Origin of the sequence: Streptomyces sp. NBC_00287 (assembly GCF_036173105.1) — a bacterium.
Classification (GTDB): Bacteria; Actinomycetota; Actinomycetes; order Streptomycetales; family Streptomycetaceae; genus Streptomyces.
This window is the reverse complement of record NZ_CP108053.1, coordinates 2,450,187-2,476,122: the sequence shown is the minus strand read 5'-3', so window position 1 is coordinate 2,476,122 and position 25,936 is coordinate 2,450,187. Positions and strand designations below refer to the sequence as shown.

Below are 25,936 nucleotides of genomic sequence, written 5' to 3'. Positions count from 1 at the left end.
GCGATCAGCTCCATGGACAAAGATCGGCGCTGATTGGACGTAAGTGAACGCGGGAGAGCGCCGATGTACCACACCTGGATGCGCTTCTTCACGCCCGGCCCCGTCCATCACCGTCTGGGCCTGGTCTGCCTCGGCGTCGGCCTCCAGTACGGTGCCCTGCCCACCGTCGGCCCGCGCACCCTCGACCACCATGTCGCCGTCGTCATCAGCGCCGGCGGCGGCTGGTACCGCGGCCCCGACGGCCGCCGTACCGCCGTCACCGCGCCCGCCCTGCTGTGGCTCACCCCCGGCGTCCCGCACCACTACGCCCCCGACCCCGCCACCGGCTGGGACGAGGGGTTCGTCGACTTCACCGGGCCCGCGACCACGACGTACACCGAACTCGGCTACATCGAACCGGACCGCCCTGTGGTGCCCCTTTCGGACGCCGCCGCCCCACGCGGGGTCATCGCCCGGATCGCGCGTGCCGCCCGCCGCGACAACCCGCTGCTGGAGGTCGAGACCGCGGCCGCCGTCCATGAACTCCTCGTCGCCCTGCGCCGCGCCCGCGCCGACCTCGCCCCCGACGGCGACCAGGTCCTCAAGGCCCTCGCGCGGGACGCCTGCACCCCGATGACGGTCGCCGAGCACGCCGCCCGGCACGGTATGACCCTCGCCGAACTGCGCACCGCCGTCCGCCGCGGCGCCGGATGCAGCCCCAAGGACTATCTGCTCGGCATCCGCCTGGGCCGCGCCAAGGAACTCCTCGCCGGCACCGAGCTGCCCGTCGCGGCCGTCGCCCGTCGCGTCGGATACGACGATCCGGCCTATTTCTCCCGCCTGTTCACCCGCCGCGTCGGCCTGCCCCCCGTCCGCTTCCGCGCCCAGCAGGGCCGCACCGTCCCCGGCGGCTGGAGCGACCGCGTCCCGGACCCGGACGATCCACCGATGATCGAACGACCCCGGGCTTTGTAGGGTGGTCGCCCATGACCACCAGCAACACCGGAACCGGTGACGTCGACCCCGCCGTCCGCGAGGAGCTCGCCCGGCTGCGCGACAGCATCGACAACATCGACGCGGCCGTCGTCCATATGCTCGCCGAGCGCTTCAAGTGCACCCAGCAGGTCGGCCACCTCAAGGCCGCCCACCAGCTGCCGCCCGCCGACCAGGACCGCGAGGCCCGGCAGATCGCCCGGCTGCGCACCCTCGCCGAGAACGCCAAGCTCGACCCGGCCTTCGCCGAGAAGTTCCTGAACTTCATCATCGCCGAGGTGATCAGACACCACGAGAGCATCGCCGAGGATGCCGTCAACGGCGCTGCGCCCACGGCGAACTGACCACCTCCCGCCCTCCCGGGGGTGACACGGCGCCCCGCGCGGGGCATGCTGCGCTGTGCACTCCTTGTCAGCCGACGGGCACACCCCGTCAGCGTCACGGACATAAGCTGGTTGTCCCACGCGGGAGGGACGTCGGGCCATGCCGTCGGATGCCAAGATCCTCATCGTCGACGACCATGAGGACACCCTGTACGCGCTGGAGAGCGCCCTGGCCCCCCTGGGCTACCAGCTCAGTCGCGCCACCACCGGCGACGAGGCGCTCAAGCAGGTGCTCCGCGGAAAGGTCGGGCTCCTCCTGCTCGATGTGCGCATGCCCGGCGTCAGCGGACTGGACGTGGTGCGCTACATGCGCCGCGTGGAACAGACCCAGCACATTCCGGTCGTTTTACTGACCGGCTTCGGTCCGGACCAGGAACTGACCTCCACCGCCTTCGGATTGGGGGTCGCCGACCTCGTGATGAAACCCATCGACCCCTGGGCGTTACGCACCAAGGTCCGCTACCTCTACGACGCCCACCGCCGCCACCGCGCCCTGGAACAGGAGGTCCGCGAACTGCGAGCCCTGGTCAAGGGTCAGCCCGAGACCCGTGAGCCCGTGCTGCCGCATCCCGAACCCCGTGTCCCGCCGCAGCGCGACACCTTCGGCGCCCGACCGGCGCAGGACCGGACATAGGCCGCGTACCGATCCGCCTCTGTGCGTTGTCAGTGCCATCAGGCAGCATGTCCTGCATGTCCGTACTGACGCGCGACGAAGCGCAGACCCGTGCCCAGCTCCTCGACGTCCGCAGCTACACCATCGAACTCGACCTGACCACCGGGGACGAGACCTTCGACTCCCGGACCGTCATCCGGTTCGCTACGCGCGCAGACGCGGACACCTTCGTCGAGGTCAAGCCCGCGGAACTGCGCTCGGTCACGCTCGACGGACAGCCCCTGGACCCGGAGACCCTGGACGGCAACCGGCTGCCCCTGAAGAACCTCACCGCCGGAGAGCACGAACTGCGCGTCGAGGCCGCCATGCGCTACTCGCGCACCGGCGAGGGCATGCACCGCTTCACCGACCCCACCGACGGCGAGACGTACGTCTACACCCAGCTGTTCATGGACGACGTGCAGCGCGTCTTCACGGCCTTCGACCAGCCCGACCTGAAGTCCGTCTTCGAGCTCTCCGTCACGGCCCCCGAGGGCTGGACCGTCCTCGCCAACGGCATCACCGAGCACACCGACGGCGTCTGGAAGGCCGCGCCGACCCCGTTGATCTCCACCTACCTCGTGGCCGTCGCCGCCGGACCCTGGCACTCGGTCACCATCGAACACCGCGGACTGCCCTTCGGCATCCACTGCCGCCGCTCACTCGCCCCGCACCTGGACGCGGAGGCCGACGAGCTCTTCGAGATCACCAAGCAGTGCTACGACCGCTACCACGAGAAGTTCGACGAGCCGTACCCCTTCGACTCCTACGACCAGGCATTCGTCCCGGAGTTCAACGCCGGCGCCATGGAGAACCCGGGCCTCGTCACCTTCCGCGACGAGTTCGTCTACCGCTCCGCCGTCACCGACGCCGAGCGGCAGACCCGCGCCATGGTCATCGCCCACGAGATGGCCCACATGTGGTTCGGCGACCTCGTCACCCTGCGCTGGTGGGACGACATCTGGCTGAACGAGTCCTTCGCCGAGTACATGGGCTACCAGACCCTCACCGAGGCGACCCGCTTCTCCGACACCTGGACCGACTTCGGAGTCATCCGCAAGGGCTGGGGCTACGACGCCGACCAGCGCCCGTCCACCCACCCCGTCGCCCCCGAGGCCGTCCACGACACGGCCTCCGCGCTGCTCAACTTCGACGGCATCTCCTACGCCAAGGGCGCCTCCGCGCTGCGCCAACTGGTCGCCTGGCTCGGCGAGAAGGACTTCCTCGCCGGTATCAACACCCACTTCACCCGGCACAAGTTCGCCAACGCCACCCTCGCGGACTTCATCGACTCCCTCGCCGCCCACACCGACCGCGACGTCCACGCGTGGGCGGACGCCTGGCTGCGCACCACGGGCGTCGACACCCTCACCCCGCGCGTGACGCCCGGCGACGACGGCACATACACCTTGCGGGTCGAGCGCACCGGCAGCCGCCCGCACCGCATCGCCGTCGGCCTCTACGACCTCGACGTCGCCGACGAGGGCCGCCGCCTCGTCCTGCGCGAGCGCCTGGATCTCGATGTCCCGGGGGCCGAGCCGCAGCCCATCGGCAAGCGTCCGACGCTGCTCCTGCTCAACGACGGGGACCTCTCCTACGCCAAGGTCCGCTTCGACCCCGAGTCCTTCGAGGGCGTCCGTACGGCCCTGTCCGGGCTGCCCGAGCCGCTGACCCGCGCGGTGGTGTGGAACGCCCTCAGGGACGCCGTCCGGGACGGCGAACTCCCCGCCGCCGCCTACCTGGAGACGGCCCGCACCCACCTCCCGCACGAGACGGACCTCGCCCTCGTCCAGGGCGTCCTGAGCTTCGCCGCGGCGCAGGTCGCCGACCGCTACCTCGCCCCCGAGGAACGCCCCGCGGCCCTGGCCACTCTTTCCTCCCTGTGCCGCGACCTCATCCGCCGCACCGAGGACGGCTCCCACCCCGGCCTGCGCCTGATCGCCGTACGCCACCTCATCGACGTCACCGCGCACCCCGAGTCCATCGCGGCCTGGCTCGCCGACGGCACGGTGCCCGGCGGCCCCGAGCTCGACCCCGAGCTGCGCTGGCGGATCCTGTCCCGGCTCGCGGTCCTCGGCGCGACCGACGAGGCCGCCATCGCCGCCGAGCTGGAGCGCGACCCGAGCGCCACGGGCCAGGAGGGCGCGGCGCGTTGCCGGGCGGCGCTGCCGGACGCGGAGGCGAAGTCTCGCGCGTGGGACGCGATGTTCGCCACGGACGACCTCTCCAACTACCTCTTCACCGCCACGGCCCAGGGCTTCTGGCAGCCCGAACAGGCCGATCTCGTACGGCAGTACGTGCCGCGCTTCTACGAGGACGCGGTCGCCGTCGCGGCCCGCCGGGGCCCGGCGATCGCGGACGCGGTCGGGCGCTGGGCGTTCCCGGCGTACGCGGTGGACGGCGAGACCCTGAGCCTGGGCGAGACCTGTCTGCGCGACGCGGACCCGATCCCGGCGCTGCGCCGGAAGCTGGTGGATCAACTGGACGATCTGGGGAGGGCGTTGCGGGTGCGGGAGCTTTAGCCTCCGACACGTTCAGCCTCCGACACGTTCAGCTCCTCCGACACGTTTTCCCCGCACGGAAGTACCCCCTTTCGGGTTCCGAACCCCGGGCTTTTCGGACACGTCGCTTCATGGGCGTACAAGCTGGACCCCATGAGCATGCCGCCCCTCGCCTCGGGACCCGAAGGCCCACCCGCCCTGGGCCCGTTGCTCGAAACGGTCCTGACCGCCCTGAGCGACGGCACCAGGGCCCGCGGGGGCCCGCTGCCGACGGGCGGCCCGGAGACGGTAGCGGCACGGGTACGGGCGGCCCTGGGCGACCCACTACCGGAGGAGGGCGACCCGGACGCCCTGTACGCCCTGGTCCGGGCCGTGGCGGAAGGCTCGGCCGACCCAGCACACCCTCTGTGCGCGGCCCACCTCCACTGCCCACCGTTGGCGGTAGCCACAGCCGCCGACCTGGCCGCAAGCGCCCTGAACCCTTCCCTGGACTCCTGGGACCAGGCTCCGGCGGCATCGGAGCTGGAGGTTCTGGTAGCTCGCGAACTTGCCGAGCTGGCTGCGGGCGGGGGCGGCACCCCACCGGACGCCCTCGTCACCACGGGCGGCACCGAATCCAACCAACTAGCCCTCCTCCTGGCCCGAGAAACCCACCCAGGCATCCGCCTCATCCACGCCGCCAACGCCCACCACTCCCTCCCTCGAGCCGCCTGGCTCCTCGGCCTCCCCGACCCCGTGGTCGTCCCCGCCCCCTCCGGCACCCCCGCCCCCGCAGCCCTGGACGAGGCCCTCACCCGCCTCCCGGGACCGCACCTCGTAGCCGCCACCGCGGGGACCACGGACGCAGGCCTCATCGACCCCCTCCCAGAGATCGCCGCACTCTGCGCCCGACACGGCGCCCGCCTCCACATCGACGCGGCCTACGGCGGCGGACTCCTCTTCAGCGACCGGCACCGCCACAAGCTCGCCGGCCTGGACGCAGCCGCGACCGTCACCCTCGACCTGCACAAGCTCGGCTGGCAGCCGGTCGCCGCCGGACTGCTCACCGTCCGGAACCCGCACGACCTCACCGCCCTCCACCAGCACGCCGACTACCTCAACGCCGACGACGACACCGAGGCCGGTCTCCCCGACCTCCTCGCCCGCTCCCTGCGCACCACGCGCCGCCCGGACATCCTGAAGATCGCGGTCACCCTCAGGACGCTCGGCCGCAAGGGCATCGGACGACTCGTCGACCAAGTCTGCGAGCGGGCGGCGGAGTTCGCGGACCTCGTCGACAAAAGCCCCCGCTTCGAGCTCTACGACCGCCCCACCATCAGCACGGTCGTCTTCCGCCCCCGCACCGCGCCCGACGACACGGTCGCCGCCGTACGCCGAAGGCTCATCACCGACGGCCGCGCAGTCATCGGCCGGGCAAGGCTCGACGGCCGGCTGTGGCTGAAGGTCACCCTCCTCAACCCCCACACCCGCCCGGACGACCTGGCCGCCCTCCTGAACCTCGTGGAAGGAACCACCCCCCGATGAGCCCCACCCCCGACACCCCCCGCGACCTGGTCGGCATCGGCATCGGCCCGTTCAACCTCTCCCTCGCCGCCCTCGCCCACCCGCTCGCCGAACTCGACACCGTCTTCTACGACCAGCGCCCCGCCTTCGCCTGGCACCCGGGCCTGCTGATCGAGGGCGCCACCATCCAGGTCCCCTTCCTCGCCGACCTGGTCACCCTCGTCGACCCCGCGAGCCCCTGGTCGTTCCTCAACCACCTCAAAAGCCGGGACCGGCTCTTCCCCTTCTACTTCGCCGAGCGCTTCCACATCCAGCGCGCCGAATACGACGCCTACTGCCGCTGGGTGTCCGAGAACCTCCCCGCGCTGCACTTCGGCCACCAGGTCGACGCCGTGCGCTTCAACCCCGAACGGGATGTGTTCGAGGTCGACTTCACCCAGCTCGACCCCGAAGGGGAGGCCGAGGCGCTGGGCCGTACGTACACCCGGAACATCGTCCTCGGCATCGGCACCGAGCCGTATGTCCCCGATCCGCTCAGGCCCCTCGTGGAGGCCCCCGGCGTACCCGTGTTCCACGCCGCCGACTACCTCGACCACCGCGCGGAACTGCTGTCCGCCGAGCACATCACGATCGTCGGCTCAGGACAGTCCGGCGCCGAGATCTTCCTCGACCTGCTCCGCGCCCGCCCCGCAGGCCGCGAGCGGCTGCACTGGATCGGCCGTACCGAGGCCTTCGCGCCCATGGAGTACTCCAAGCTCGGCCTGGAGCACTTCACCCCCGACTACACCCGCTACTTCCACGCCCTCGCCGAACCCGTCCGCGACCGCCTCGTCACCTCCCAGTGGCAGCTCCACAAGGGCATCGACACCGACACCCTCGCCGCCATCCACGACGAGCTCTACCGCCGTACGCTGAACGGCGGTTGGCCGGACACCGTCCTCACCCCGGGCGTCCGCGTCCGCACCGCGGGCCGGGTCGCGACCACCAAGGTCGAACTGCACCTGGAACACATCCAGCAGAACACCCGCGACCGCCTCACCACCGACGCCGTCGTCCTCGCCACCGGCTACCGCGAACGCCCCCTCGACCGCATCCTCGCCGGCCTCGACCCCTATCTGCGCCGCGACAGCCGCGAACGCCCGCGCGTGGACGAACACTTCCGACTCGTCCTCGACCCCTCCGTCACCGGCTCGGGCTGCAACGTCTACGTCCAGAACGCCGAACGCCACACCCACGGCGTCGGCACCCCCGACCTCGGCCTCGCCGCCTGGCGCAGCGCAACGATCCTCAACTCCGTGACGGAGAAGGAGCCCTACCCCCTCCCCACCCGCACGGCCTTCACCACCTTCGGCCTGGAAACACAAAAGCCCCAGATCCCGCCCGCGCGCAGGCCGAAGGCACTGACACCGCTCCTGGACGGGATCTGAGGCTGCATCAACAAGCCGCTAGAACACCGGCGTGCCGTCCCGCGTGAGCTTCCAGTCCACCGAGGCGAAGTCCTTCGGGTCCAGCACACCCTTCGCGGTGACCCACTCGGCGATCCGGGTGCGGATCTCCGTCGACTCCGCCCACAGCTCCTGCGCCGAGGCGACATGCGGGAACGCGCCGCCGCCGTTGGCACGGTAGTTGTTCACCGCGAACACGAACTGCTGCGCGTCGTCCAGCGCGGCACCGTCGTAGGTCAGGTTCTTGATCCGCGAACCCACCGCCTGGGCGATGTCGATGTCGTACGAAAGACCGGACACGTAGTCGTAGTTGTAGTCCGGGCGGCCGTTCGCGTTGGTCAGCTTCTCCACGTCCACGGCCGTACCGGCCGCCGTCTGCACGAAGTACTCCGCCGAGTACTCCAGGTATGCCTTGAGCTGCGCGCCCGTCATCAACTTGGCGACCAGCGTGTTGTCGTACACGTACAGGCTCGACAGGTCCCGGATGGTCACGTTGCCCGCCGGGATCGCCGAAGTGCGGGAGAACGGCGAGGCCTGCGCGATCACCGGCAGGGAGGCGTACTCGGTGCCCGCCAGAGCCGCCTTGACCACGTCCTCCTGGACCTTGGTGATCAGGTCGATGATCGGGGCGTCCTTGTACCGGGCGTCCACCGTGGTCAGCGTCTCGGTGGCGGTACCGACGACCTGATTGACGTACGCGACGACCTTCTCGTGCTCGTCGTCGAGCAGCTTGGTGATCTCCGGGTCGTCCGCGACCGTCTTGGAGTCACGCACCGTCGCCGCCACCGACTCGACCGTCCAGCGGCCCTTGCTGAACACCAGCTCGATGTCGAACAGCGACAGCCGCTGCGCGTAGCAGAGCGGCTCCGACAGCACGACCGTCTTGCCGGTCTTCTCGTTCGTCACCTTCAGCTCGACGATTTCCGTGTGCGCGTGGCCCACCAGGATCGCGTCGATGCCCGGCACCTGCTGGGCGACCAGCGCGGCCGAGTTCTCGATGTACGGCAGCTGGTCACCGTAGGACGAGGTGCCCGAGGAGCCGGAGTGCGCCGAGACCACCACGACGTCCGCGCCCATCGACCGCAGCTTCGGCACCCACTTCGCCGCCTGCTCCTCCAGACCGGGGAAGGTCATCCTGCCCTGGACATAGGCCTTGTCCCAGATCGCGATGCCGGGGTTGGTGAGCCCGAGGACCGCGACCTTGACCGGCGGCGCGCCCTTCACGCGGAACGTCTTCATGAAGTACGGCGGGAAGGCGGGCTTGAGGGTCTTCGCATCCAGCGCGTTCGCGCCGAGCAGCGGGAAGTCGCACTGCTCCTCGAACTTGCGCAGCGTCTCGATGCCGTAGTTGAACTCGTGGTTGCCGAGCGCCACCGCGTCGTACCCGATGGCGTTCATCGCCTGCGCCATCGGGTGCACCGGACCGCCCTCGGCGGTGATCGGCTCGACCTTGGCGTAGTAGTACGTCAGCGGGGTGCCCTGAATGGTGTCGCCGGCGTCCAGCAGCAGCGTGTTGCAGCGGCCCTTCTCCTCGCGGACCTGCTCGACCAGGGTGGCGATCCGGGCGAGGCCCTTCGCATTGCCCTTGGCGTCGGTGTACTCCGCGTCCTTGAAGTAGTCCCAGTTGAAGATGTTGCCGTGCAGATCGGTCGTGCCCATCACCGTCAGGGAGTACCGCTTGGCGGGCTTCGGACGCTTCGCGGCCTCGGCGGCCTCGGCCGCCGGAGCCGCCGCCGCGCCGGCCATGGCGACCCCCGCTCCGGTCACGGCCGACTTCTTCAGGAACTTCCGACGGTTCAGGGGCATGTCTCGGTTCTCCTCGGGATGGTCAATGACGCGCGTAGATTCTGTCCCGGACATGGCGACCGGCAATAGCCCCCGCAGGTTGCGATCTGATGTCCAAAGCTGTGAGTTGACCAGTCCGTACCCCGTCAAGAAGTGACACAGTGGGGCACATGACCACGCCCGCCGTCCCCTACGGCACCCCCGACGCCCCGCGCATCGCCGTCCGCGGCGAGGCCCACATCGAAGTCGACCCCGAGATCGGCCGGATCGGCATCACGGTCGCCTCCCGCGGCAAGGACCGCCGCTCCGCCCTGGAGGACCTCACCCGCCGCAACGCCACCGCCCTCGACCTGGTCAAGTCGTACGGCGACGCCGTGGAACGGCTGGAGACCGGCGCCTTCTCCGTGCGGCCCGAGCTCACCAAGCACGGGCGCGGCGAACGCGTGCGCACCTACCAAGGCACGGTCCATCTGACCGCCGAACTCACCGACTTCACCGCTCTAGGTGAACTCGCCACGCGGCTGGCCGACTTGGAGCTCACCCGGGTCGACGGCCCCTGGTGGGATCTGCGCCCCGCCTCGCCCGCCCACCGCCGGGCCCGTGAGCAGGCCGTGCACGAGGCGGTCCAGCGGGCCCGCGAGTACGCCGAGGCGCTGGGCACCTCACTGGCGGCCCTGGTGGAGATCGCCGACATCGGCGCCGAGGACGGCGGCCACCGCCCGATGGCGGCCGGCCGTATGCGCTCCATGGCCTTCGCGGAGGCCGCCGAGGACACCGTGGCCGCCCTCGATCTCGAACCCCAGCGCCAGCACGTCTATGCCGAGGTGAATGCACGATTCACCATGAGGCCGCCGCAGCTGTAGTTCAATTCTCCGAATTCCGCTCATCGGAGCGGCCCGCCGCACAATTCAACACTTGTCAATACTCCTTCACGCAAAGGTTGTTGAGTAGTCATGCGCGGCCAATTCGCTACCCGCCGGTAAGGCCTAGGCTCGAAGTATGCGCCGAGCAAAGATCGTTTGTACTCTGGGGCCCGCCACCGACACGTACGACCAGATCAAGGAACTGGTCGAGGCCGGAATGGACGTGGCCCGATTCAACCTCAGCCACGGCGGATACGCCGAACACGAGGAGCGCTACCAGCGCGTGCGAAAGGCCTCCGACGAGACCGGCCGCAGCGTCGGCCTGCTCGCCGACCTTCAAGGCCCGAAGATCCGCCTCGGCCGCTTCACCGAAGGACCCGTACTCCTTGAACGCGGCGACTCCTTCACCATCACCGTGGAGGAAGGCGCCGAAGGCGACCGCGAACAGTGCGGCACCACCTACGCCGGACTCGCCGGCGATGTCACCCCGGGCGAGCGCATCCTCGTCGACGACGGCAAGGTCTGCCTGGAGGTCACCGCCGTAGACGGCCCGTGTGTCCGCACCACAGTGGTCGAGGGCGGCATGGTCTCCGACAACAAGGGCCTGAACCTGCCCGGCGTCGCCGTCTCGGTGCCCGCCCTCTCCAAGAAGGACGAGGACGACCTGCGCTGGGCCCTGCGCACCGGCTTCGACGTCATCGCCCTGTCCTTCGTGCGCAGCGGACGAGACATCATGGACGTCCATCGCATCATGGACGAGGAGGGCCGCCGCCTCCCGGTGATCGCCAAGGTGGAGAAGCCGCAGGCCGTCGAGAACATCGACGACATCGTCGCCGCGTTCGACGGCATCATGGTGGCGCGAGGGGACCTGGGCGTCGAAATGCCCTTGGAACAGGTCCCGATCGTCCAGAAGCGCGCGATCAAGCTGGCGAAACGGAACGCCAAACCGGTCATCGTGGCAACGCAGATGCTCGACTCCATGATCGAGAACTCGCGTCCGACGAGGGCGGAAGCGAGCGACGTCGCCAACGCGGTCATCGACGGCACCGACGCGGTGATGCTCTCCGGCGAGACCAGCGTCGGCAAGTACGCCATCGGGACGGTCCGTACGATGGCGAAGATCGTCGAGGCAGCGGAAGAAGACCTCCTCGCCAAGGGCCTCCCGCCCCTGACCGAACGCAACAAGCCCCGCACCCAGGGCGGAGCCGTCGCCCGCGCCGCCGCCGAGATGGGCGACTTCCTCGGCGCCAAGTACCTGGTCGCATTCACCCAATCCGGAGACACCGCCCGCCGCCTCTCCCGCTACCGCTCACCGATCCCACTGCTGGCCTTCACCCCGGAGCCGGCCACGCGCTCGCAGCTGAATCTGACGTGGGGTGTGGAGACGTTTCTGGGCCCGCATGTGGACTCCACGGACGCGATGGTCGACCAGGTCGACGAACTGCTGCTGAAGTACGGCCGCTGCCAGAAGGGCGACACCGTCGTCATCACGGCCGGCTCGCCTCCGGGAGTGTCGGGCTCGACGAACCTGGTGCGCGTGCACCACATCGGCGAGGACGACAGCCCCAAGTAGCCTCAGCTGCTCAGTACTTCGGGCCCACGTGGGTGTCCATGAGGGCTACGGAGACTTTGCGGGCGATGGAGATGTTGCGGGCGTTCGCATATCGCCATTCGACGCCCACGCGATCCAGTGCCTCGGTGAAGAGGCGGATGATGTCCCTCGACAGGTTGGTGAAGAAGTACCGGGGGTATTCGTAGCGCTTCTGCTCGCCTGCGATGAGGCGGGTCGTCCAGTTGGTGATGCGGCAGCCGTCGGAGTGGATGAGGCCGCGGATGAACTCCCAGGGGTGGGCGTCGACAATCTCCTGCTGCCAGGGTTCAAGGGCGATGGTGCGCTCGTACTTCTTGCCGGGACCGTGCTGAGGGAAAAGCCGGGGCCAGTGCCGGGAGTAGCTGGTCACCATCGCGTATCCCTGTTTCTGAAGGGTGTAGACACCGATGCCGGGACGCACCTCGGAGATGGCCTCGCGGCACTGTTGCATGAGTCCCGGCCACGCGTCGGCGCACGCGATGCGCAGGTAGTAACCGCTGCGCCGATGGGCGCTGATGCAGCCGTCGCCGAGATAGAGGCCCAGCAGGTACGCGTACGCGCTTTCATCCGCGGGTGGTCCCGGGTCCGGAGCCGCAATGCGGGGAAGCGGCTCAAGGCGGTGTCGCCAGGAGCGGATTGCGGCTCGGGAGATACCCGTCTCGCGGCTGACCGAATTCAGGCTGCGCCCCTGTGCAACCAGCGCGAGGGCTCGCTTACGAGTGCTGACGTCGTACATGCGAACACCCTGTGAGAGTGATCGCGGCGACACGCAGCAAAAAGCGGATGTTCACGAGAACGTGGACATCCGCTTTCTTGCGGCGACCTTGGAAACCAAGGAAAAGTGCCCCGAGTCGGATTCGAACCGACGCTGTATGGGTTTTGAATCCATGGCCTCTACCGCTGGGCTACCGGGGCCCCTTCAAAAGGAAGGTCAGCGGTCACCCGCCGTGCCCCCACCTTACCGCAGCTAGGTAGGCTCTTGTCAGCAGCACCCCTGCCCCTGAACGAGGAGCCCCCGTGACCGCCCCCGAGTCGCCCCAGCCCGTAGACGCGCCCGACGACGACAAGTCGCACGTGCCTCCGCTGACGACCCGCGTCGTCATTGCCGAGGACGAAGCGCTCATCCGGCTCGACCTCAAAGAGATGCTCGAAGAAGAGGGGTACTCCGTCGTCGGTGAGGCGGGCGACGGTGAGCAGGCCATCGAACTGGCCCGGGAGCACCGGCCCGACCTCGTCATCCTCGATGTGAAGATGCCCAAGCTGGACGGTATCTCCGCCGCCGAGAAGATCGCCGAGGAGAGCATCGCGCCGGTCCTCATGCTCACCGCGTTCTCGCAGCGCGACCTGGTGGAGCGGGCCCGGGACGCCGGCGCGATGGCGTACCTGGTCAAGCCGTTCAGCAAGAGCGATGTCGTACCGGCGATCGAGATGGCCGTCTCGCGGTTCACCGAGTTGAAGGAGCTGGAGAAGGAGGTCGCCGACCTCACCCAGCGCTTGGAGACCCGCAAGCTCGTCGACCGCGCCAAGTCGATCCTTCAGACCGAGTACGGCCTGACCGAGCCGGCCGCCTTCCGGTGGATCCAGAAGACGTCGATGGACCGGCGCATGTCGATGCAGCAGGTCGCCGAGGCCGTCATTCAGGACGCCGACGAGAAGAAGGCCGCCAAGGGCTGAGCCCCAGGGCGGTACGACGAAGGCCCGCACCCCTGGCGAGGGGTGCGGGCCTTCGTCGTAGCGGATCAGTCTTCGCCGAGGTAGGCCTTGCGGACCGACTCGTCGTGCAGCAGGTCCTGGCCGCTGCCCGACAGGACGATGTTGCCGACCTCCATGACGTGGCCCTGGTCGGCGAGCGAGAGCGCCGCCTGGGCGTTCTGCTCGACCAGCAGGATCGTGGTGCCCTGCGACTTCAGCTCGGCGATCGTCGCCATGATCTTCTGCATCATGATCGGCGACAGACCCATGGAGGGCTCGTCGAGCATCAGCAGCTTCGGCCGGGACATCAGGGCGCGGCCCATCGCCAGCATCTGCTGCTCACCGCCGGAGAGGGTGCCGGCCGCCTGGTTGCGGCGCTCTCCGAGGATGGGGAACAGGTCGTACGCCTTCTGGATGTCCTTCTCGATGCCTTCCTTGTCCTTCCTGAGGAAGGCGCCGAGCTGGAGGTTCTCGAAGATGGTCAGGCGCGGGAAGATGTGCCGGCCCTCGGGGGAGTGGGCCAGGCCCAGCGCGACGATCTTGTGGGCGGCGATACCGGTGAGCGGCTGGCCGTCGAAGACGATCTTCCCGGAGGAGGGCTTCAGCAGGCCCGACAGGGTGCGCAGGGTCGTGGTCTTGCCGGCGCCGTTGGTGCCGATCAGGGTGACGACCTCGCCCGCGTCGACCTTGAACGAGATGCCCTTGACGGCCTCGATCTTGCCGTACGCGACCCTGAGGTCCTCGACCTCAAGCAGTGCGGTCACTGGTCGGCCCCTTCCGTGGTGCTCTGTGCCTCGGCCGCCGCGACCTCGGCGGCCTCCGCCTCACCGGGCTCGCCCTCGAAGGGCTCACCGAGGTAGGCGGCGATGACCCGCTCGTCGGCCTGGACGACCTCGGAGGTGCCTTCGACCAGCTTCTCGCCCTGGACCAGGACGGCGACGCGGTCGCTCAGGTTGAAGACGAAGCGCATGTCGTGCTCGATGAGGAGAACGGCGATGCCCTTGTCGCGGATCGCGAAGACCAGGTCCTCGGTCGCCCGTGTCTCCTGCGGGTTCATGCCGGCCGTCGGCTCGTCCAGGAGCAGCAGTCCCGGCTCGGAGGCGAGGGCGCGCGCGATCTCCAGCTTGCGCTGCTCGCCGTAGGGGAGGTTACGGGCGAGGTGGTCGCGCTTGTGGGCGAGGCCGATGAACTCCAGGAGTTCCATGGCCCGTTCTTCGCTGTCCCGTTCCGCCTTCTTGAAGCCGGGGCCGCGCAGCAGCGCCGACCACAGGCCTTCCTTCGTCCGTGTGTGACGGCCGACGAGGACGTTCTCCAGCACTGTCATGTTGGCGAAGAGGCGGATGTTCTGGAACGTACGGGCGATGCCTGCCTGTGTCACGAGGTGCGGCTTGGGCGGCAGCACGGTGCCCTTGTAGGAGACCGTGCCCTCGGTGGGGACGTACAGGCCTGTCAGGCAGTTGAAGAAGGTCGTCTTGCCGGCGCCGTTGGGGCCGATCAGGCCGACGATCTCGCCGGCGTTGACTGTGAAGTCCACCGAGCGGACGGCGGTGAGGCCGCCGAAGCGCATGGTGACGTCGCGGGCTTCGAGTACAGGTGTCGTCATGGTTCGTTACGCCCCTGCCTTGGTGACGGCCGGTTCGTCGGTCAGCGTCGCTTGTTCTGGTACGTCGAGTTGGCCGGTCTCGTGGAATTCGAGCTGGCGGCGGCGGTTGGCGATGATGCCTTCCGGGCGGAAGCGCATCAGCAGCACCAGTGCGATACCGAAGGCCAGCAGCGACTTGTCCTGGAGGAAGTTGAGCTTCTCCGGGAGCAGGTAGAGCAGCGCCGCACCCAGCAGCGGGCCTGCGACCGTGCCCATGCCGCCGAGGACGACGGCGGCCAGCAGGAACGCCGAGTTGGGCGGCGTGGAACCGGCGAACTGGTACGGCGTCGGCACCACGGAGTAGGTGACGTGGGCGCTGACGGTTCCGGCCAGGCCTGCGAGGGCCGCGCCGAGGGCGAAGGCGACGAGCTTGACCCGGAAGCCGTTGATGCCCATGGCGGTCGCGGCGGTCTCGTCCTCCCGGATGGCGATCCAGGAGCGGCCGATGCGGGAGTCCGCGGCGCGTGTGTAGACGAGGACGACGATGGCCATGATTAGGACCATCAGCAGGTAGTAGTTGGCGAACCGGCCGAGGGTGAAGCCGCCGATGTCGTGCGACTCGCCCAGGTTGAACCCGAAGAAGCTCAGGTCCGGGATGGACGGGATGCCGTTGGGGCCGTTGGTGATGTCCGGACCGGAGTCGCCGTCCATGTTGTTCACGGCGATACGGAAGATCTCACCGAAGCCCAGGGTGACGATGGCGAGGTAGTCGCCGCGCAGGCGCAGTGTCGGGGCACCGATGAGCACACCGAACAGGAGCGAGGCGGCGGCGCCCGTCAATGCCGAGGCCCAGAACGGGAACTGCACGCCGGAGAACCGGGAGAACTCGGAGCCCGAGACCAGCGCGGCGGTGTAGGCGCCGACGCCGAGGAAGGCGACGTAGCCGAGGTCCAGCAGGCCGGCGAGGCCGACGACGATGTTCAGACCGAGGGCGACGGTTCCGAAGATCAGGATGTTTACGCCGATGTTGGCGTAGTGGTCGTCGGTCTGGGTGAAGGGGAACGCGATCGCGGCGACGAAGCCCATGGCCAGCGTGAAGCTGCGGTTGTGGGAGACGATCCGGGAGAAGCGGTCCAGCAGACCCGCTGTGTGCAGGGCCCACAGCGAGAAGGAGATCAGGATCAGGTAGCCGACGAAGAGCTCGCCGTACTCCGTGTCGATGCCGTAGGTGAAGACGGCCAGGCCGATCACGGTGACGGCGGTGATGACGGCCCGCTCGATCCAGGGCGCGAGCGTCTTCGGGGCGGGGATCCGGTCGGGCTTGGCGACGTACGCCTTCAGGTTCTCCTTGAGGTCGTCACCGAGTTGCTCGGGCAGGGCGAGGGCGCCGAGCACGGGCAGCAGGGAGGCGATTGCCGCGATCCAGCCGCCGGGCTCCAGGTTGACCACACCGCCGAGTTCCGCGCAGATGGCGATGACGGTGAACCAGGTGGTGGCGAAGCCGCCGAGCGCGGTGAGCGCCAGGGGGGCGTTGTTCCCCGCCGGTATCAGCCAGCCGAGGCCGGGGATGCCGTACGAGGACAGCGCGAACAGTGCGGTGAGCGCACCGGCGATGAAGGTCAGCCACTGCAGGCCGCCCGGGTAGCCGGTGATGGTGAGGTCGCCGGGGAACTCGGAGGTCCAGGTCCAGGCGAGGAAGGCCGAGGCGGCGGTGGCGATACCGCCGGCCAGCAGGAGCGCGCGGGCCGCGGCGAGCGGCAGCGGGAGCAGGCCGCGCGTGGCCGGGATGGGGGCGGCCGGCGTGGCCTCAGTGGTCTTCTCGATCTCGGTCACGTGATCACGCCCTGTCCGCGACGCGCTCGCCGAGCAGGCCCTGTGGCCTGACCAGGAGTACGAGGATGAGGAGGCAGAAGGCCCAGACGTTGGCCCAGCTCTGACCGCCGAGCTGCTGCATGCCGGGGATCTCGTCGATGTACGCGGAGGCCAGGGTCTCGGCGATACCGAGGACCAGACCGCCGAGCATGGCGCCGTAGATGTTGCCGATGCCGCCGAGGACGGCCGCGGTGAACGCCTTGAGGCCCATCAGGAAGCCCATGCGGTAGTCGATGTTGCCGTACTTCAGGCCGTAGGCGACGGCGGCGACGGCGGCGAAGAAGCCACCGATCGCGAAGGCGATCACGATGATGCGGTTGGTGTCGATGCCCATCAGCTGGGCGGTGTCCGGGTCCTGTGCGGTGGCCTGCATGGCGCGGCCGGTGCGGCTCTTGCGGACGAAGTACGCCAGGGCCGCCATGCACACGATCGCGGAGACGATCAGGAAGATGTCGGCGTCCTTGATGGTGACGGAGCCGATCTCATGGGTGGCGTCCAGGCCCGGGAACGCGATGGCGCGGTCGGCGCCGGGGTAGAAGTTCCGGACGACCTCCTGGAGTGCCAGGGAGAGGCCGATGGCGGTGATGAGCGGTGCCAGGCGTGGTGCTCCGCGCAGTGGTCGGTAGGCGAACCGTTCCGCGCCGACGGCGATGAGGATGGCCACGAGGCCACCGCCTATCAGCATCAGCGGGACGGCGACGGCCATCGCCGTGCCGTCGGGGAGGATGTAGAAGTAGACCGTGAAGGCGCCGAAGGCCCCGGTCATGAAGATCTCGCCGTGCGCGAAGTTGATGAGCTGGACGATGCCGTACACCATCGTGTAGCCGATGGCGATCAGCCCGTACATCGAGCCTAGAAGCAGCCCGTTGGCCAGCTGCTGCGGCAGGGTGTTCACCGCATGGCCTCCATGTCGCTGGATGTCGTGTGCACTGGTCGCGTGCAAGGTCGTGGTCGCACTGAACGTGTGTGGGTGTGAGAACGGGCCGCGCGGTCGGGGTCCCCTCCCGCGCGGCCCGTGGGTTACTGGTGGGCTGCCTGGGTCAGCCGAGGTCGGCGGTGCCGGTCTTCACAGGCTTCCACGCACCCTTTTCGACCTGGTAAACCGTCAGCTGCTTGTTGGTGGTGTCGCCGTACTCGTCGAACGCGACCTTGCCGGACAGGCCCTCGAAGTCCGACTTCTGGACTTCCTCGACGACCGTGGACCGCAGGGCGTTGATGTCGCTCGGGACCTTGCCGTCGTTGGCGTCGACGGCCGCCTTCACGGCCTTGATGATGGCGGTGGTGGCGTCGTAGGCGTACGCGCCGTAGGCGCCGTAGTCACCCTTGTAGCCCTTGGACTTGTAGGTCTCGATGAACGTCTTCGCGGCGGGCAGGGTGTCCGCGGGGACACCGATCGCGGTGGCGAGGTCGCCCTCGGTGGCGGCGCCGCCGGCCTCGATGTAGGTGGTGGCGAACATGCCGTCACCGCCGAACAGCGGGATCTTCACCCCGGCGTCCTTCATCTGCTTGGTGAGCAGCGCGGACTCGTCGTACTGGCCGCCGTAGTAGAGCAGGTCGGCGCCGGAGTTCTTGATCTTGGTGACCAGCGAACCGAAGTCCTTGTCACCGGTGTTGACGTGGTCGGTCTGGACGACCTGGCCACCCAGCTTCTTGAACTGCTCGTTGAAGATCTTGGCCAGGCCGGCGCCGTAGGTCTGCTTGTCGTCGACGACGAAGGCCTTCTTCTTCTTGAGGCCGTTGTACGCGTAGTCGGCGGCGAAGCTGCCCTGCAGCTCGTCGGTGGTGGCGGTGCGGAAGTAGGTGTCGAACGGCCGCTTCTTCTCGCTCTGCCAGTCCTTGCCCTGGGTCAGCTCCGGGGCGGTGTTGGACGGGGAGATCTGCACCATCTTGGCCGAGGCGAAGACCTGCTGCATCGTCTGGGCGACGCCGGAGTTCAGCGGGCCGACGGCGCCGACGGCGGTCTTGTCGCCGGTGATCGCGGTGGCGTTCGTCTGGCCGGTGGCCGGCTGCGCCTTGTCGTCGTAGGCCTTGAGCTTGAAGGTCACGCCCGGGACGAGCTTGTTCTTGTTGGCGTCGTCGACAGCGATCTGGGCGCCGTACTGGATACCGAGGCCGGTGGTGGAGTTCTCACCGGACAGCGGGGCGTCCACGCCGATGGTCAGGGTGGTGGTGTCCCCGCCGCTGTTGTCGCTGCCGCCGTTGTCGTCTCGGGAGCCGCAGGCGGTGAGCGTCAGAGCTCCGGTCGCAAGGACGGAGGTAAGTATCACCAAGGAACGTCGCACAATCAGTCCTTTCCGCAGTCACGCCCGCCCGGGTAGGGGCGGCGGGTGCCGCGCTGGTACCGAACTCCCGATGGAGCGGTGACTGGCCGTGACTCTAAGCCCGGTATGTGCGGATGGGCATCGGGGCGAGCTTCCTTGTGACTTTCTTGTTATGACGTGGTGGAGGGCGGGGATCGGGTGAGGGCGCTCTCAGCCGTTTTGGCGGAATATCCACTCAGTCCGCATTCTGAGAACTTGCACTTCCGGTTGGGCGTGGCCCCGGTCGCGCGGGTACGGCGTCGCAGGCCGCGTGGAGGAGCTCGGAAACGTCCCGCGAGAATGCGCCACCGAAGATGAAACTGTGGCGCTGTATTGCGTGAGTGTTACGCAGCGTTACGTCGAGATAGTGAAATCCCGCATCCAGGGGCAGTTCCGAACAGTCGGATACGGAAATCTCCACCGTGATACGCCGAGTTGTGCCGCCCGGCACGGTGAACTCTGGCCGGGGGACCGTCTGGGCCCTGATCCCGTCGAAGGCGGCCCCTGTGACTCGCAGGGTGACGTCGGGCCCCCGCAGCACCGACACGGCGAACCGGTAACGTCCGCTGGTGGCGGGGGAGTTGGCGGTGCTGCCGGTGCCGAGGTAATCCCACCTGGTGACGTTGACGGGCCAGGCGGAGAGGTCGAGGGGATCCCGGGGTTCGGGGTCATCGGGCGACAGGAGAAGGGCTCCGGCGGCGGCGAGCCCGGCGAGTCCTGTGGCGAGCACGGCTGCGCGCGTACGGGTGGAGAGGCCGGCCCACCGCGCCGCGAGCCGGTCGGCGAGACGCGGCGTATCGACCCCGATGACCTCGTAACTCTCGTCGGCATCAGGGGGGTTGACGGGCTCGACGGGGCCGGTGCCGGTCATGAGTGAACGGTACCCCGCACCTGGCGCCGCCGCTGCGTGCAGTCGTGCCGCAGGGCGGCACCCATAAGCGCCGGGCTGCGCGATGCACCCCCGCTCAGCCCCGGCGCAGGGTCACCTGATCAACCGGCGGCACCCACATGCTCGCCGTCGCCCGGCCGCACATCCCGCAGCAGGCAGGTCAGCCGAGCCGTACACACCCGCTTGCCGTCCTCGTCACTGATCACGATCTCGTACGTCGCCGTGGACCGCCCCCGATGCACCGGCGAGGCCACCCCGGTCACCAGACCCGACCGCGCCCCCCGATGATGCGTGCAGTTCAGATCGACACCCACGGCGATCTTCGAAGACCCCCCGTGCAACATCGACCCCACAGACCCCAGAGTCTCCGCCAGCACCGCGGACGCACCCCCGTGCAGCAGCCCGTACGGCTGCGTGTTCCCCTCCACCGGCATCGTCCCGACCACCCGCTCCGCCGACGCCTCCAGGATCTGCACCCCCATCCGCGTCCCCAGGTGCCCCGCCGAGAACAGTGCCGGCAGATCCACCCCGAGCGCGGCGTACTCGTCGATGACCTCTTGCGGGAACTTCACCTGCTGCTGCTCGCCCATGGGGCCAGACTCCGTTCGTCGTCGATCCGGTCCAGCGTTCGCCGGCACCTGAGCAAACGCTCAGTCGGTCGCCGATTGTTCCAGACGCACCACGACGGACTTGCTGGCCGGGGTGTTACTGGTGTCCGCGGTGGCATCCAGCGGCACCAGCACATTGGTCTCGGGGTAGTACGCCGCCGCACACCCCCGAGCCGTCGGATAGACCACGACCCGGAACCCGGGAGCCCTCCGCTCGACCCCGTCCTTCCACTCACTGACCAGATCGACGTACGAACCGTCCGCGACCCCGAGCGCCGACGCGTCCTCGGGATGCACCAGCACCACCCGCCGGCCGTTCTTGATCCCCCTATAACGGTCGTCGAGCCCGTAGATCGTGGTGTTGTACTGGTCGTGCGACCGCAGCGTCTGCAACAGCAGCCGCCCCTCGGGCAGCTCCGGGTACTCGACCGGCGCCGCGGTGAAGTTCGCCTTGCCCGTCGCCGTCGGGAACCGCCGCTCGTCACGCGGAGCGTGCGGCAGGGCGAACCCACCGGGATGCGCCACGCGCGCGTTGAAGTCCTCGAACCCCGGGATGACCCGCGCGATGCGATCACGGATCGTCGCGTAGTCCTTCTCGAACTCCTCCCACGGCACCCGGCTGTCCGAGCCGAGCACCCGCCGTGCCAGCCTGCAGACGATCGCCGTTTCCGACAGCAGCTGCGCACTCGCCGGCTCCAGCCGCCCGCGCGAGGCATGCACCATGCCCATGGAGTCCTCGACGGTCACGAACTGCTCGCCACTGCCCTGAAGATCACGCTCGGTGCGCCCGAGCGTGGGCAGAATCAGCGCCCGCGCTCCCGTGACCGCATGCGAACGGTTCAGCTTGGTCGACACATGCACCGTCAGGCGCGCCCGCCGCATCGCCGCCTCGGTCACCTCGGTGTCGGGCGACGCCGACACGAAGTTGCCGCCCATCGCGAAGAAGACCTTCGCCTTGTCGTCCCGCATCGCGCGGATGGCCCGTACGACGTCATAGCCGTGCTCCCGCGGCGGCGCGAACCCGAACTCCTTCTCCAGGGCGTCCAGGAAGGCCGGGGCGGGCCGCTCGAAGATGCCCATCGTGCGGTCGCCCTGCACATTGGAGTGACCGCGCACCGGGCACACACCCGCGCCCGGGCGCCCGATGTTGCCGCGCAGAAGAAGGAAGTTGACCACCTCGCGGATGGTCTGCACGGCGTGCTTGTGCTGGGTGAGCCCCATCGCCCAGCAGACGATCGTCCGCTCGGAGGCGAGGATCATGCCCAGCGCCCGCTCGATGTCCGGGCGGGTGAGGCCGGTCGCCGCCAGCGTCTTGTCCCAGTCGGCGGCCCGCGCGGCGGCTGCGAACTCCTCGTAACCGTGGGTGTGTTCGCGTACGAACTCCTCGTCGACCGCGCCGTCAGTGTCCAGGATCAGCTTGTTGAGCAGCCGGAACAGTGCCTGGTCGCCGCCGATGCGGATCTGCAGGAACAGATCGGTCAGCGCGGCGCCCTTGAGCATGCCCTGCGGGGTCTGCGGGTTCTTGAACCGCTCCAGGCCGGCCTCGGGCAGCGGGTTGACGCTGATGATCTTCGCGCCGTTGGCCTTGGCCTTCTCCAGGGCGGAGAGCATCCGCGGGTGGTTCGTGCCGGGGTTCTGACCGGCCACGATGATCAGGTCGGCCTGGTAGAGGTCCTCCAGCAGGACACTGCCCTTGCCGACGCCGATGGTCTCGTTCAGCGCGGAGCCCGACGACTCGTGGCACATGTTCGAGCAGTCCGGCAGATTGTTGGTGCCGAACTCGCGGGCGAACAGTTGATAGAGGAACGCCGCCTCATTGCTCGTGCGCCCCGAGGTGTAGAAGAGGGCCTCGTCCGGGGAGCCGAGGGCCGCCAGCTCCTCGGCGACGATGTCGAAGGCGCGCTCCCAGGTGACCGGCTCGTAGTGGTCGCCGCCCTCGGGGAGATACATGGGGTGGGTCAGCCGCCCCTGCTGGCCCAGCCAGTAGCCGCTGCGGGTCGCCAGGTCCGCGACGGAGTGCGCGGCGAAGAACTCCGGGGTCACCCGGCGCAGGGTGGCCTCCTCGGCGACCGCCTTCGCGCCGTTCTCGCAGAACTCCGCGGTGTGCCGGTGCTCCGGCTCCGGCCAGGCGCAGCCCGGGCAGTCGAAGCCGTCCTTCTGATTGACCCGCAGCAGCGTCAGCGCGGTCCGCTTCACGCCCATCTGCTGCTGGGCCATGCGCAGGGTGTGCCCGATGGCGGGCAGCCCCGCGGCCGCGTGCTTCGGCTCGGCGACCTGCGGCGCGTCCTGAACCGGATCACCCTTGGGGGGCTTCGTCGCCATCGCACGCTCTCCTTACGACTGCGTATGTGAGGTACGTCTCCGATCCTCGCACGTGTCAGTGACATCGCCCGAGCCCGGGTTCGCCGTGGGGCAGGAGCACTGTTTGCGGCAGCCGCTCGGGCACCGTCGATCCGGCCGTGTCCCGACTGTCAGTGCGGCGTGGCAGGATCGGGGACGTGGCAGAGACAGCATCGAAGAAGACCGAGACGACCCCCGGCGGCAACCGCCCGCGCCTGATGCTCATGGACGGGCATTCCCTGGCCTACCGCGCGTTCTTCGCGCTGCCCGCGGAGAACTTCACGACGGCGACGGGCCAGCCGACGAACGCGATCTACGGCTTCGCGTCGATGCTGGCCAACACCCTGCGCGACGAGGCGCCCACCCACTTCGCGGTCGCCTTCGACGTGTCCCGCAAGACCTGGCGCTCCGAGGAGTTCACGGAGTACAAGGCGAACCGCTCCAAGACCCCGGACGAGTTCAAGGGCCAGGTCGAGCTGATCGGCGAGCTGCTCGACGCGATGCATGCCCCCCGCTTCGCGATCGACGGCTTCGAGGCCGACGACGTGATCGCCACGCTCGCCACCCAGGCCGAGGCCGAGGGCTTCGAGGTGCTGATCGTCACCGGCGACCGGGACTCCTTCCAGCTGGTCAGCGAGCACACGACGGTGCTCTACCCGACCAAGGGCGTCTCCGAGCTGACCCGGTTCACCCCGGAGAAGGTCTTCGAGAAGTACGGGTTGACGCCCGCGCAGTACCCCGACTTCGCGGCGCTGCGCGGCGACCCGTCCGACAACCTGCCGGGTATCCCGGGCGTCGGTGAGAAGACCGCCGCGAAGTGGATCAACCAGTTCGGCTCGTTCGCGGACCTCGTCGAGCGCGTCGACGAGGTCAAGGGCAAGGCGGGCCAGAACCTCCGCGACCACCTGGAGGCGGTCAAGCTCAACCGTCGGCTCACCGAGCTGGAGCGGCAGGTGGAGCTGGACAAGACGGTCGCCGACCTCCAGCGCGCGCCCTACGACCGCAAGGCCGTCGCGATGGTCCTGGACACCCTGGAGATCCGTAACCCGTCCCTCCGTGAGCGGCTGCTGGCGGTCGACCCGGGCGCCGAGGAGGCGGAGGAGACCCCGGTCGTCGCGGACGGCGTGGAGCTGGACGGCAAGGTGCTGGGCACCGGCGAGCTGGCCCCGTGGCTGGCCGAGCACGGCACCGCGCCCCTCGGTGTCGCCACCGTCGACACCTGGGCGCTCGGCACCGGCTCGGTGGCCGAGGTCGCGCTGGCGACGGCCGGCGGTCCGGCGGCCTGGTTCGACCCGTCCCAGCTCGACGAGGCCGACGAGACGGCGTTCGCGGGCTGGCTGGCCGACGCCGACCGCCCGAAGATCTTCCACAACGCCAAGGGCGCGATGCGGGTCTTCGCCGAGCACGGCTGGACCGTGGACGGCGTGACCATGGACACCGCGCTCGCCGCCTACCTGGTCAAGCCCGGCCGCCGCTCCTTCGACCTGGACGCGCTGTCCCTGGAGTACCTGCACCGCGAACTGGCCCCCGCCGCCGCGGCAGACGGCCAGCTCGCCTTCGGCGCGGACGACAGTGCCGAGGCCGAGGCGCTCATGGTCCAGGCCCGCGCCATCCTCGACCTGGGCGAGGCCTTCGAGGGCCGGCTCCAGGAGGTCGGCGCGGCCGATCTGCTGCGCGACATGGAGCTGCCCACCTCCGCGCTGCTGGCCCGTATGGAGCGGCACGGCATCGCCGCCGACCGGGCCCACCTGGAAGCCATGGAACAGATGTTCGCAGGCGCCGTGCAGCAGGCGGTGAAGGAGGCGCACGCGGCCGCCGGACACGAGTTCAACCTCGGCTCGCCCAAGCAGCTCCAGGAGGTCCTCTTCGGCGAGCTGGGCCTGCCCAAGACCAAGAAGACCAAGACCGGCTACACCACCGACGCCGACGCCCTGGCCTGGCTCGCGGCCCAGACGGACAACGAACTCCCGGTGATCATGCTCCGTCACCGTGAGCAGGCGAAGCTGCGGGTCACGGTCGAGGGCCTGATCAAGACGATCGCGGCGGACGGCCGTATCCACACCACCTTCAACCAGACGGTCGCGGCGACGGGCCGGCTGTCGTCCACGGACCCGAACCTGCAGAACATCCCGGTTCGCACCGACGAGGGCCGGGCGATCCGCCGTGGCTTCGTGGTCGGCGAGGGCTTCGAGTCCCTGATGACGGCGGACTACAGCCAGATCGAGCTCCGGGTGATGGCCCACCTGTCCGCGGACGAGGGCCTGATCGAGGCGTTCACCTCGGGGGAGGACCTGCACACCACGGCCGCCTCCCAGGTCTTCGCCGTCGAGCCCGCCGCGGTGGACGCGGAGATGCGCCGCAAGATCAAGGCGATGTCCTACGGCCTCGCCTACGGCCTCTCCGCCTTCGGCCTCTCCCAGCAGCTGAACATCGAGGCCGGCGAGGCCCGCGCCCTGATGGACGCCTACTTCGAGCGCTTCGGCGGGGTACGGGACTATCTGCGCCGAGCGGTCGACGAGGCGAGGGCGACGGGCTACACGGCGACGATCTTCGGCCGCCGCCGCTACCTCCCCGACCTCAACAGCGACAACCGCCAGCGCCGCGAGGCAGCCGAGCGCATGGCCCTCAACGCCCCGATCCAGGGCACGGCGGCCGACATCGTCAAGATCGCCATGCTCAAGGTCGACGAGGCCCTGCGCGAGGCCGACCTCAAGTCCCGCATGCTCCTCCAGGTCCACGACGAAATCGTCCTGGAGATCGCCCCGGGAGAGCGGGAACAGGCGGAGACCTTGGTCCGAGAGCAGATGTCCAACGCGGTCACCTTGGACGTACCTCTGGGCGTCTCGGTGGGATCGGGCGCGGACTGGGAGTCCGCGGCGCATTAGGACTCCAGAACTGCAGCACACCTGGGGCGCGGGACTGTGTCGATATGCGGCTTCGCCGCGTGGGCGCGACCAG

The 25,936-nt window shown here is 69.0% G+C and carries 20 protein-coding genes and 1 tRNA gene; 10 read left to right on the top strand and 11 right to left on the bottom strand.

Features of this window, described 5'->3' with window-relative positions:
- Positions 1-63 precede the first annotated feature (63 nt).
- From OHT76_RS11310 to OHT76_RS11285, 6 genes are all read left to right on the top strand, one after another.
- On the top strand, positions 64-954 hold the full coding sequence (locus OHT76_RS11310) for a helix-turn-helix domain-containing protein (RefSeq protein ID WP_328870644.1): 891 nt from the start codon (positions 64-66) through the stop codon (positions 952-954).
- Between the two features lie 11 nt (positions 955-965).
- Entirely contained in the window at positions 966-1,316 is a 351-nt protein-coding gene (locus OHT76_RS11305) for a chorismate mutase (protein ID WP_328870643.1), read from the top strand.
- Positions 1,317-1,455: 139 nt separating this feature from the next.
- Positions 1,456-1,989, top strand: a complete 534-nt coding sequence (locus OHT76_RS11300; RefSeq protein WP_328870642.1) for a response regulator — start codon at positions 1,456-1,458, stop codon at positions 1,987-1,989.
- 56 nt (positions 1,990-2,045) lie between these two features.
- Positions 2,046-4,529, top strand: a complete 2,484-nt coding sequence (gene pepN, locus OHT76_RS11295; RefSeq protein ID WP_328870641.1) for an aminopeptidase N — start codon at positions 2,046-2,048, stop codon at positions 4,527-4,529.
- A gap of 132 nt (positions 4,530-4,661) precedes the next feature.
- The gene (locus OHT76_RS11290) at positions 4,662-6,032 is read left to right on the top strand and encodes a pyridoxal phosphate-dependent decarboxylase family protein (RefSeq protein WP_328870640.1); all 1,371 of its coding nucleotides are present in this window, start codon (positions 4,662-4,664) and stop codon (positions 6,030-6,032) included.
- Positions 6,029-7,438: a lysine N(6)-hydroxylase/L-ornithine N(5)-oxygenase family protein gene (locus tag OHT76_RS11285; protein ID WP_328870639.1), complete on the top strand. Its 1,410-nt coding sequence runs from the start codon at positions 6,029-6,031 to the stop codon at positions 7,436-7,438. The genes OHT76_RS11290 and OHT76_RS11285 overlap by 4 nt, the downstream gene beginning before the upstream one ends.
- Positions 7,439-7,456: 18 nt before the next feature.
- On the opposite strand, the gene OHT76_RS11280 is transcribed toward OHT76_RS11285, so the two are convergent.
- Positions 7,457-9,262, bottom strand: a complete 1,806-nt coding sequence (locus OHT76_RS11280) for a bifunctional metallophosphatase/5'-nucleotidase (protein ID WP_328870638.1) — start codon at positions 9,260-9,262, stop codon at positions 7,457-7,459.
- A gap of 149 nt (positions 9,263-9,411) precedes the next feature.
- Between OHT76_RS11280 and OHT76_RS11275 the strand changes: the two genes are divergently transcribed.
- Both OHT76_RS11275 and pyk read left to right on the top strand, forming a co-directional pair.
- On the top strand, positions 9,412-10,104 hold the full coding sequence (locus OHT76_RS11275) for an SIMPL domain-containing protein (protein WP_328870637.1): 693 nt from the start codon (positions 9,412-9,414) through the stop codon (positions 10,102-10,104).
- Between the two features lie 136 nt (positions 10,105-10,240).
- Entirely contained in the window at positions 10,241-11,677 is a 1,437-nt protein-coding gene (pyk, locus tag OHT76_RS11270; protein WP_328870636.1) for a pyruvate kinase, read from the top strand.
- A 10-nt stretch (positions 11,678-11,687) separates the two neighbouring features.
- Here the strand turns inward: pyk and OHT76_RS11265 are convergent, their stop codons facing one another.
- Both OHT76_RS11265 and OHT76_RS11260 read right to left on the bottom strand, forming a co-directional pair.
- Positions 11,688-12,431, bottom strand: coding sequence for a helix-turn-helix domain-containing protein (locus OHT76_RS11265; protein ID WP_328870635.1), 744 nt, complete (start codon positions 12,429-12,431; stop codon positions 11,688-11,690).
- Between the two features lie 106 nt (positions 12,432-12,537).
- Positions 12,538-12,610: transfer RNA gene (locus OHT76_RS11260), tRNA-Leu, on the bottom strand.
- 102 nt (positions 12,611-12,712) lie between these two features.
- Here OHT76_RS11260 and OHT76_RS11255 point away from each other — a divergent pair.
- Complete coding sequence (locus OHT76_RS11255) at positions 12,713-13,369, top strand: ANTAR domain-containing response regulator (protein ID WP_328870634.1); 657 nt, start codon at positions 12,713-12,715, stop codon at positions 13,367-13,369.
- Between the two features lie 65 nt (positions 13,370-13,434).
- Here OHT76_RS11255 and OHT76_RS11250 read toward each other — a convergent pair whose 3' ends face one another.
- The 8 genes from OHT76_RS11250 to OHT76_RS11215 form a co-directional block, all read right to left on the bottom strand.
- The gene (locus OHT76_RS11250; protein ID WP_328870633.1) at positions 13,435-14,151 is read right to left on the bottom strand and encodes an ABC transporter ATP-binding protein; all 717 of its coding nucleotides are present in this window, start codon (positions 14,149-14,151) and stop codon (positions 13,435-13,437) included.
- Positions 14,148-14,990: an ABC transporter ATP-binding protein gene (locus OHT76_RS11245; RefSeq protein ID WP_328870632.1), complete on the bottom strand. Its 843-nt coding sequence runs from the start codon at positions 14,988-14,990 to the stop codon at positions 14,148-14,150. Before OHT76_RS11245 ends, OHT76_RS11250 begins: the two co-directional genes overlap by 4 nt.
- Before the next feature lie 6 nt (positions 14,991-14,996).
- Positions 14,997-16,793, bottom strand: a complete 1,797-nt coding sequence (locus OHT76_RS11240; protein ID WP_328876506.1) for a branched-chain amino acid ABC transporter permease — start codon at positions 16,791-16,793, stop codon at positions 14,997-14,999.
- A 13-nt stretch (positions 16,794-16,806) separates the two neighbouring features.
- Positions 16,807-17,736: a branched-chain amino acid ABC transporter permease gene (locus OHT76_RS11235; protein ID WP_328870631.1), complete on the bottom strand. Its 930-nt coding sequence runs from the start codon at positions 17,734-17,736 to the stop codon at positions 16,807-16,809.
- A gap of 145 nt (positions 17,737-17,881) precedes the next feature.
- Positions 17,882-19,111 (bottom strand): branched-chain amino acid ABC transporter substrate-binding protein, encoded by a 1,230-nt coding sequence (locus OHT76_RS11230; RefSeq protein ID WP_328870630.1) that lies wholly within the window; start codon positions 19,109-19,111, stop codon positions 17,882-17,884.
- Positions 19,112-19,337: 226 nt separating this feature from the next.
- Positions 19,338-20,012, bottom strand: a complete 675-nt coding sequence (locus OHT76_RS11225; RefSeq protein WP_328870629.1) for a hypothetical protein — start codon at positions 20,010-20,012, stop codon at positions 19,338-19,340.
- 119 nt (positions 20,013-20,131) lie between these two features.
- On the bottom strand, positions 20,132-20,620 hold the full coding sequence (locus OHT76_RS11220) for a PaaI family thioesterase (RefSeq protein ID WP_328870628.1): 489 nt from the start codon (positions 20,618-20,620) through the stop codon (positions 20,132-20,134).
- A gap of 60 nt (positions 20,621-20,680) precedes the next feature.
- Positions 20,681-22,960, bottom strand: coding sequence for an FdhF/YdeP family oxidoreductase (locus OHT76_RS11215; RefSeq protein ID WP_328870627.1), 2,280 nt, complete (start codon positions 22,958-22,960; stop codon positions 20,681-20,683).
- Positions 22,961-23,136: 176 nt separating this feature from the next.
- Here OHT76_RS11215 and polA point away from each other — a divergent pair, with 176 nt between their 5' ends.
- Positions 23,137-25,863, top strand: coding sequence for a DNA polymerase I (gene polA / locus OHT76_RS11210; RefSeq protein ID WP_328870626.1), 2,727 nt, complete (start codon positions 23,137-23,139; stop codon positions 25,861-25,863).
- Positions 25,864-25,936 lie beyond the last annotated feature (73 nt).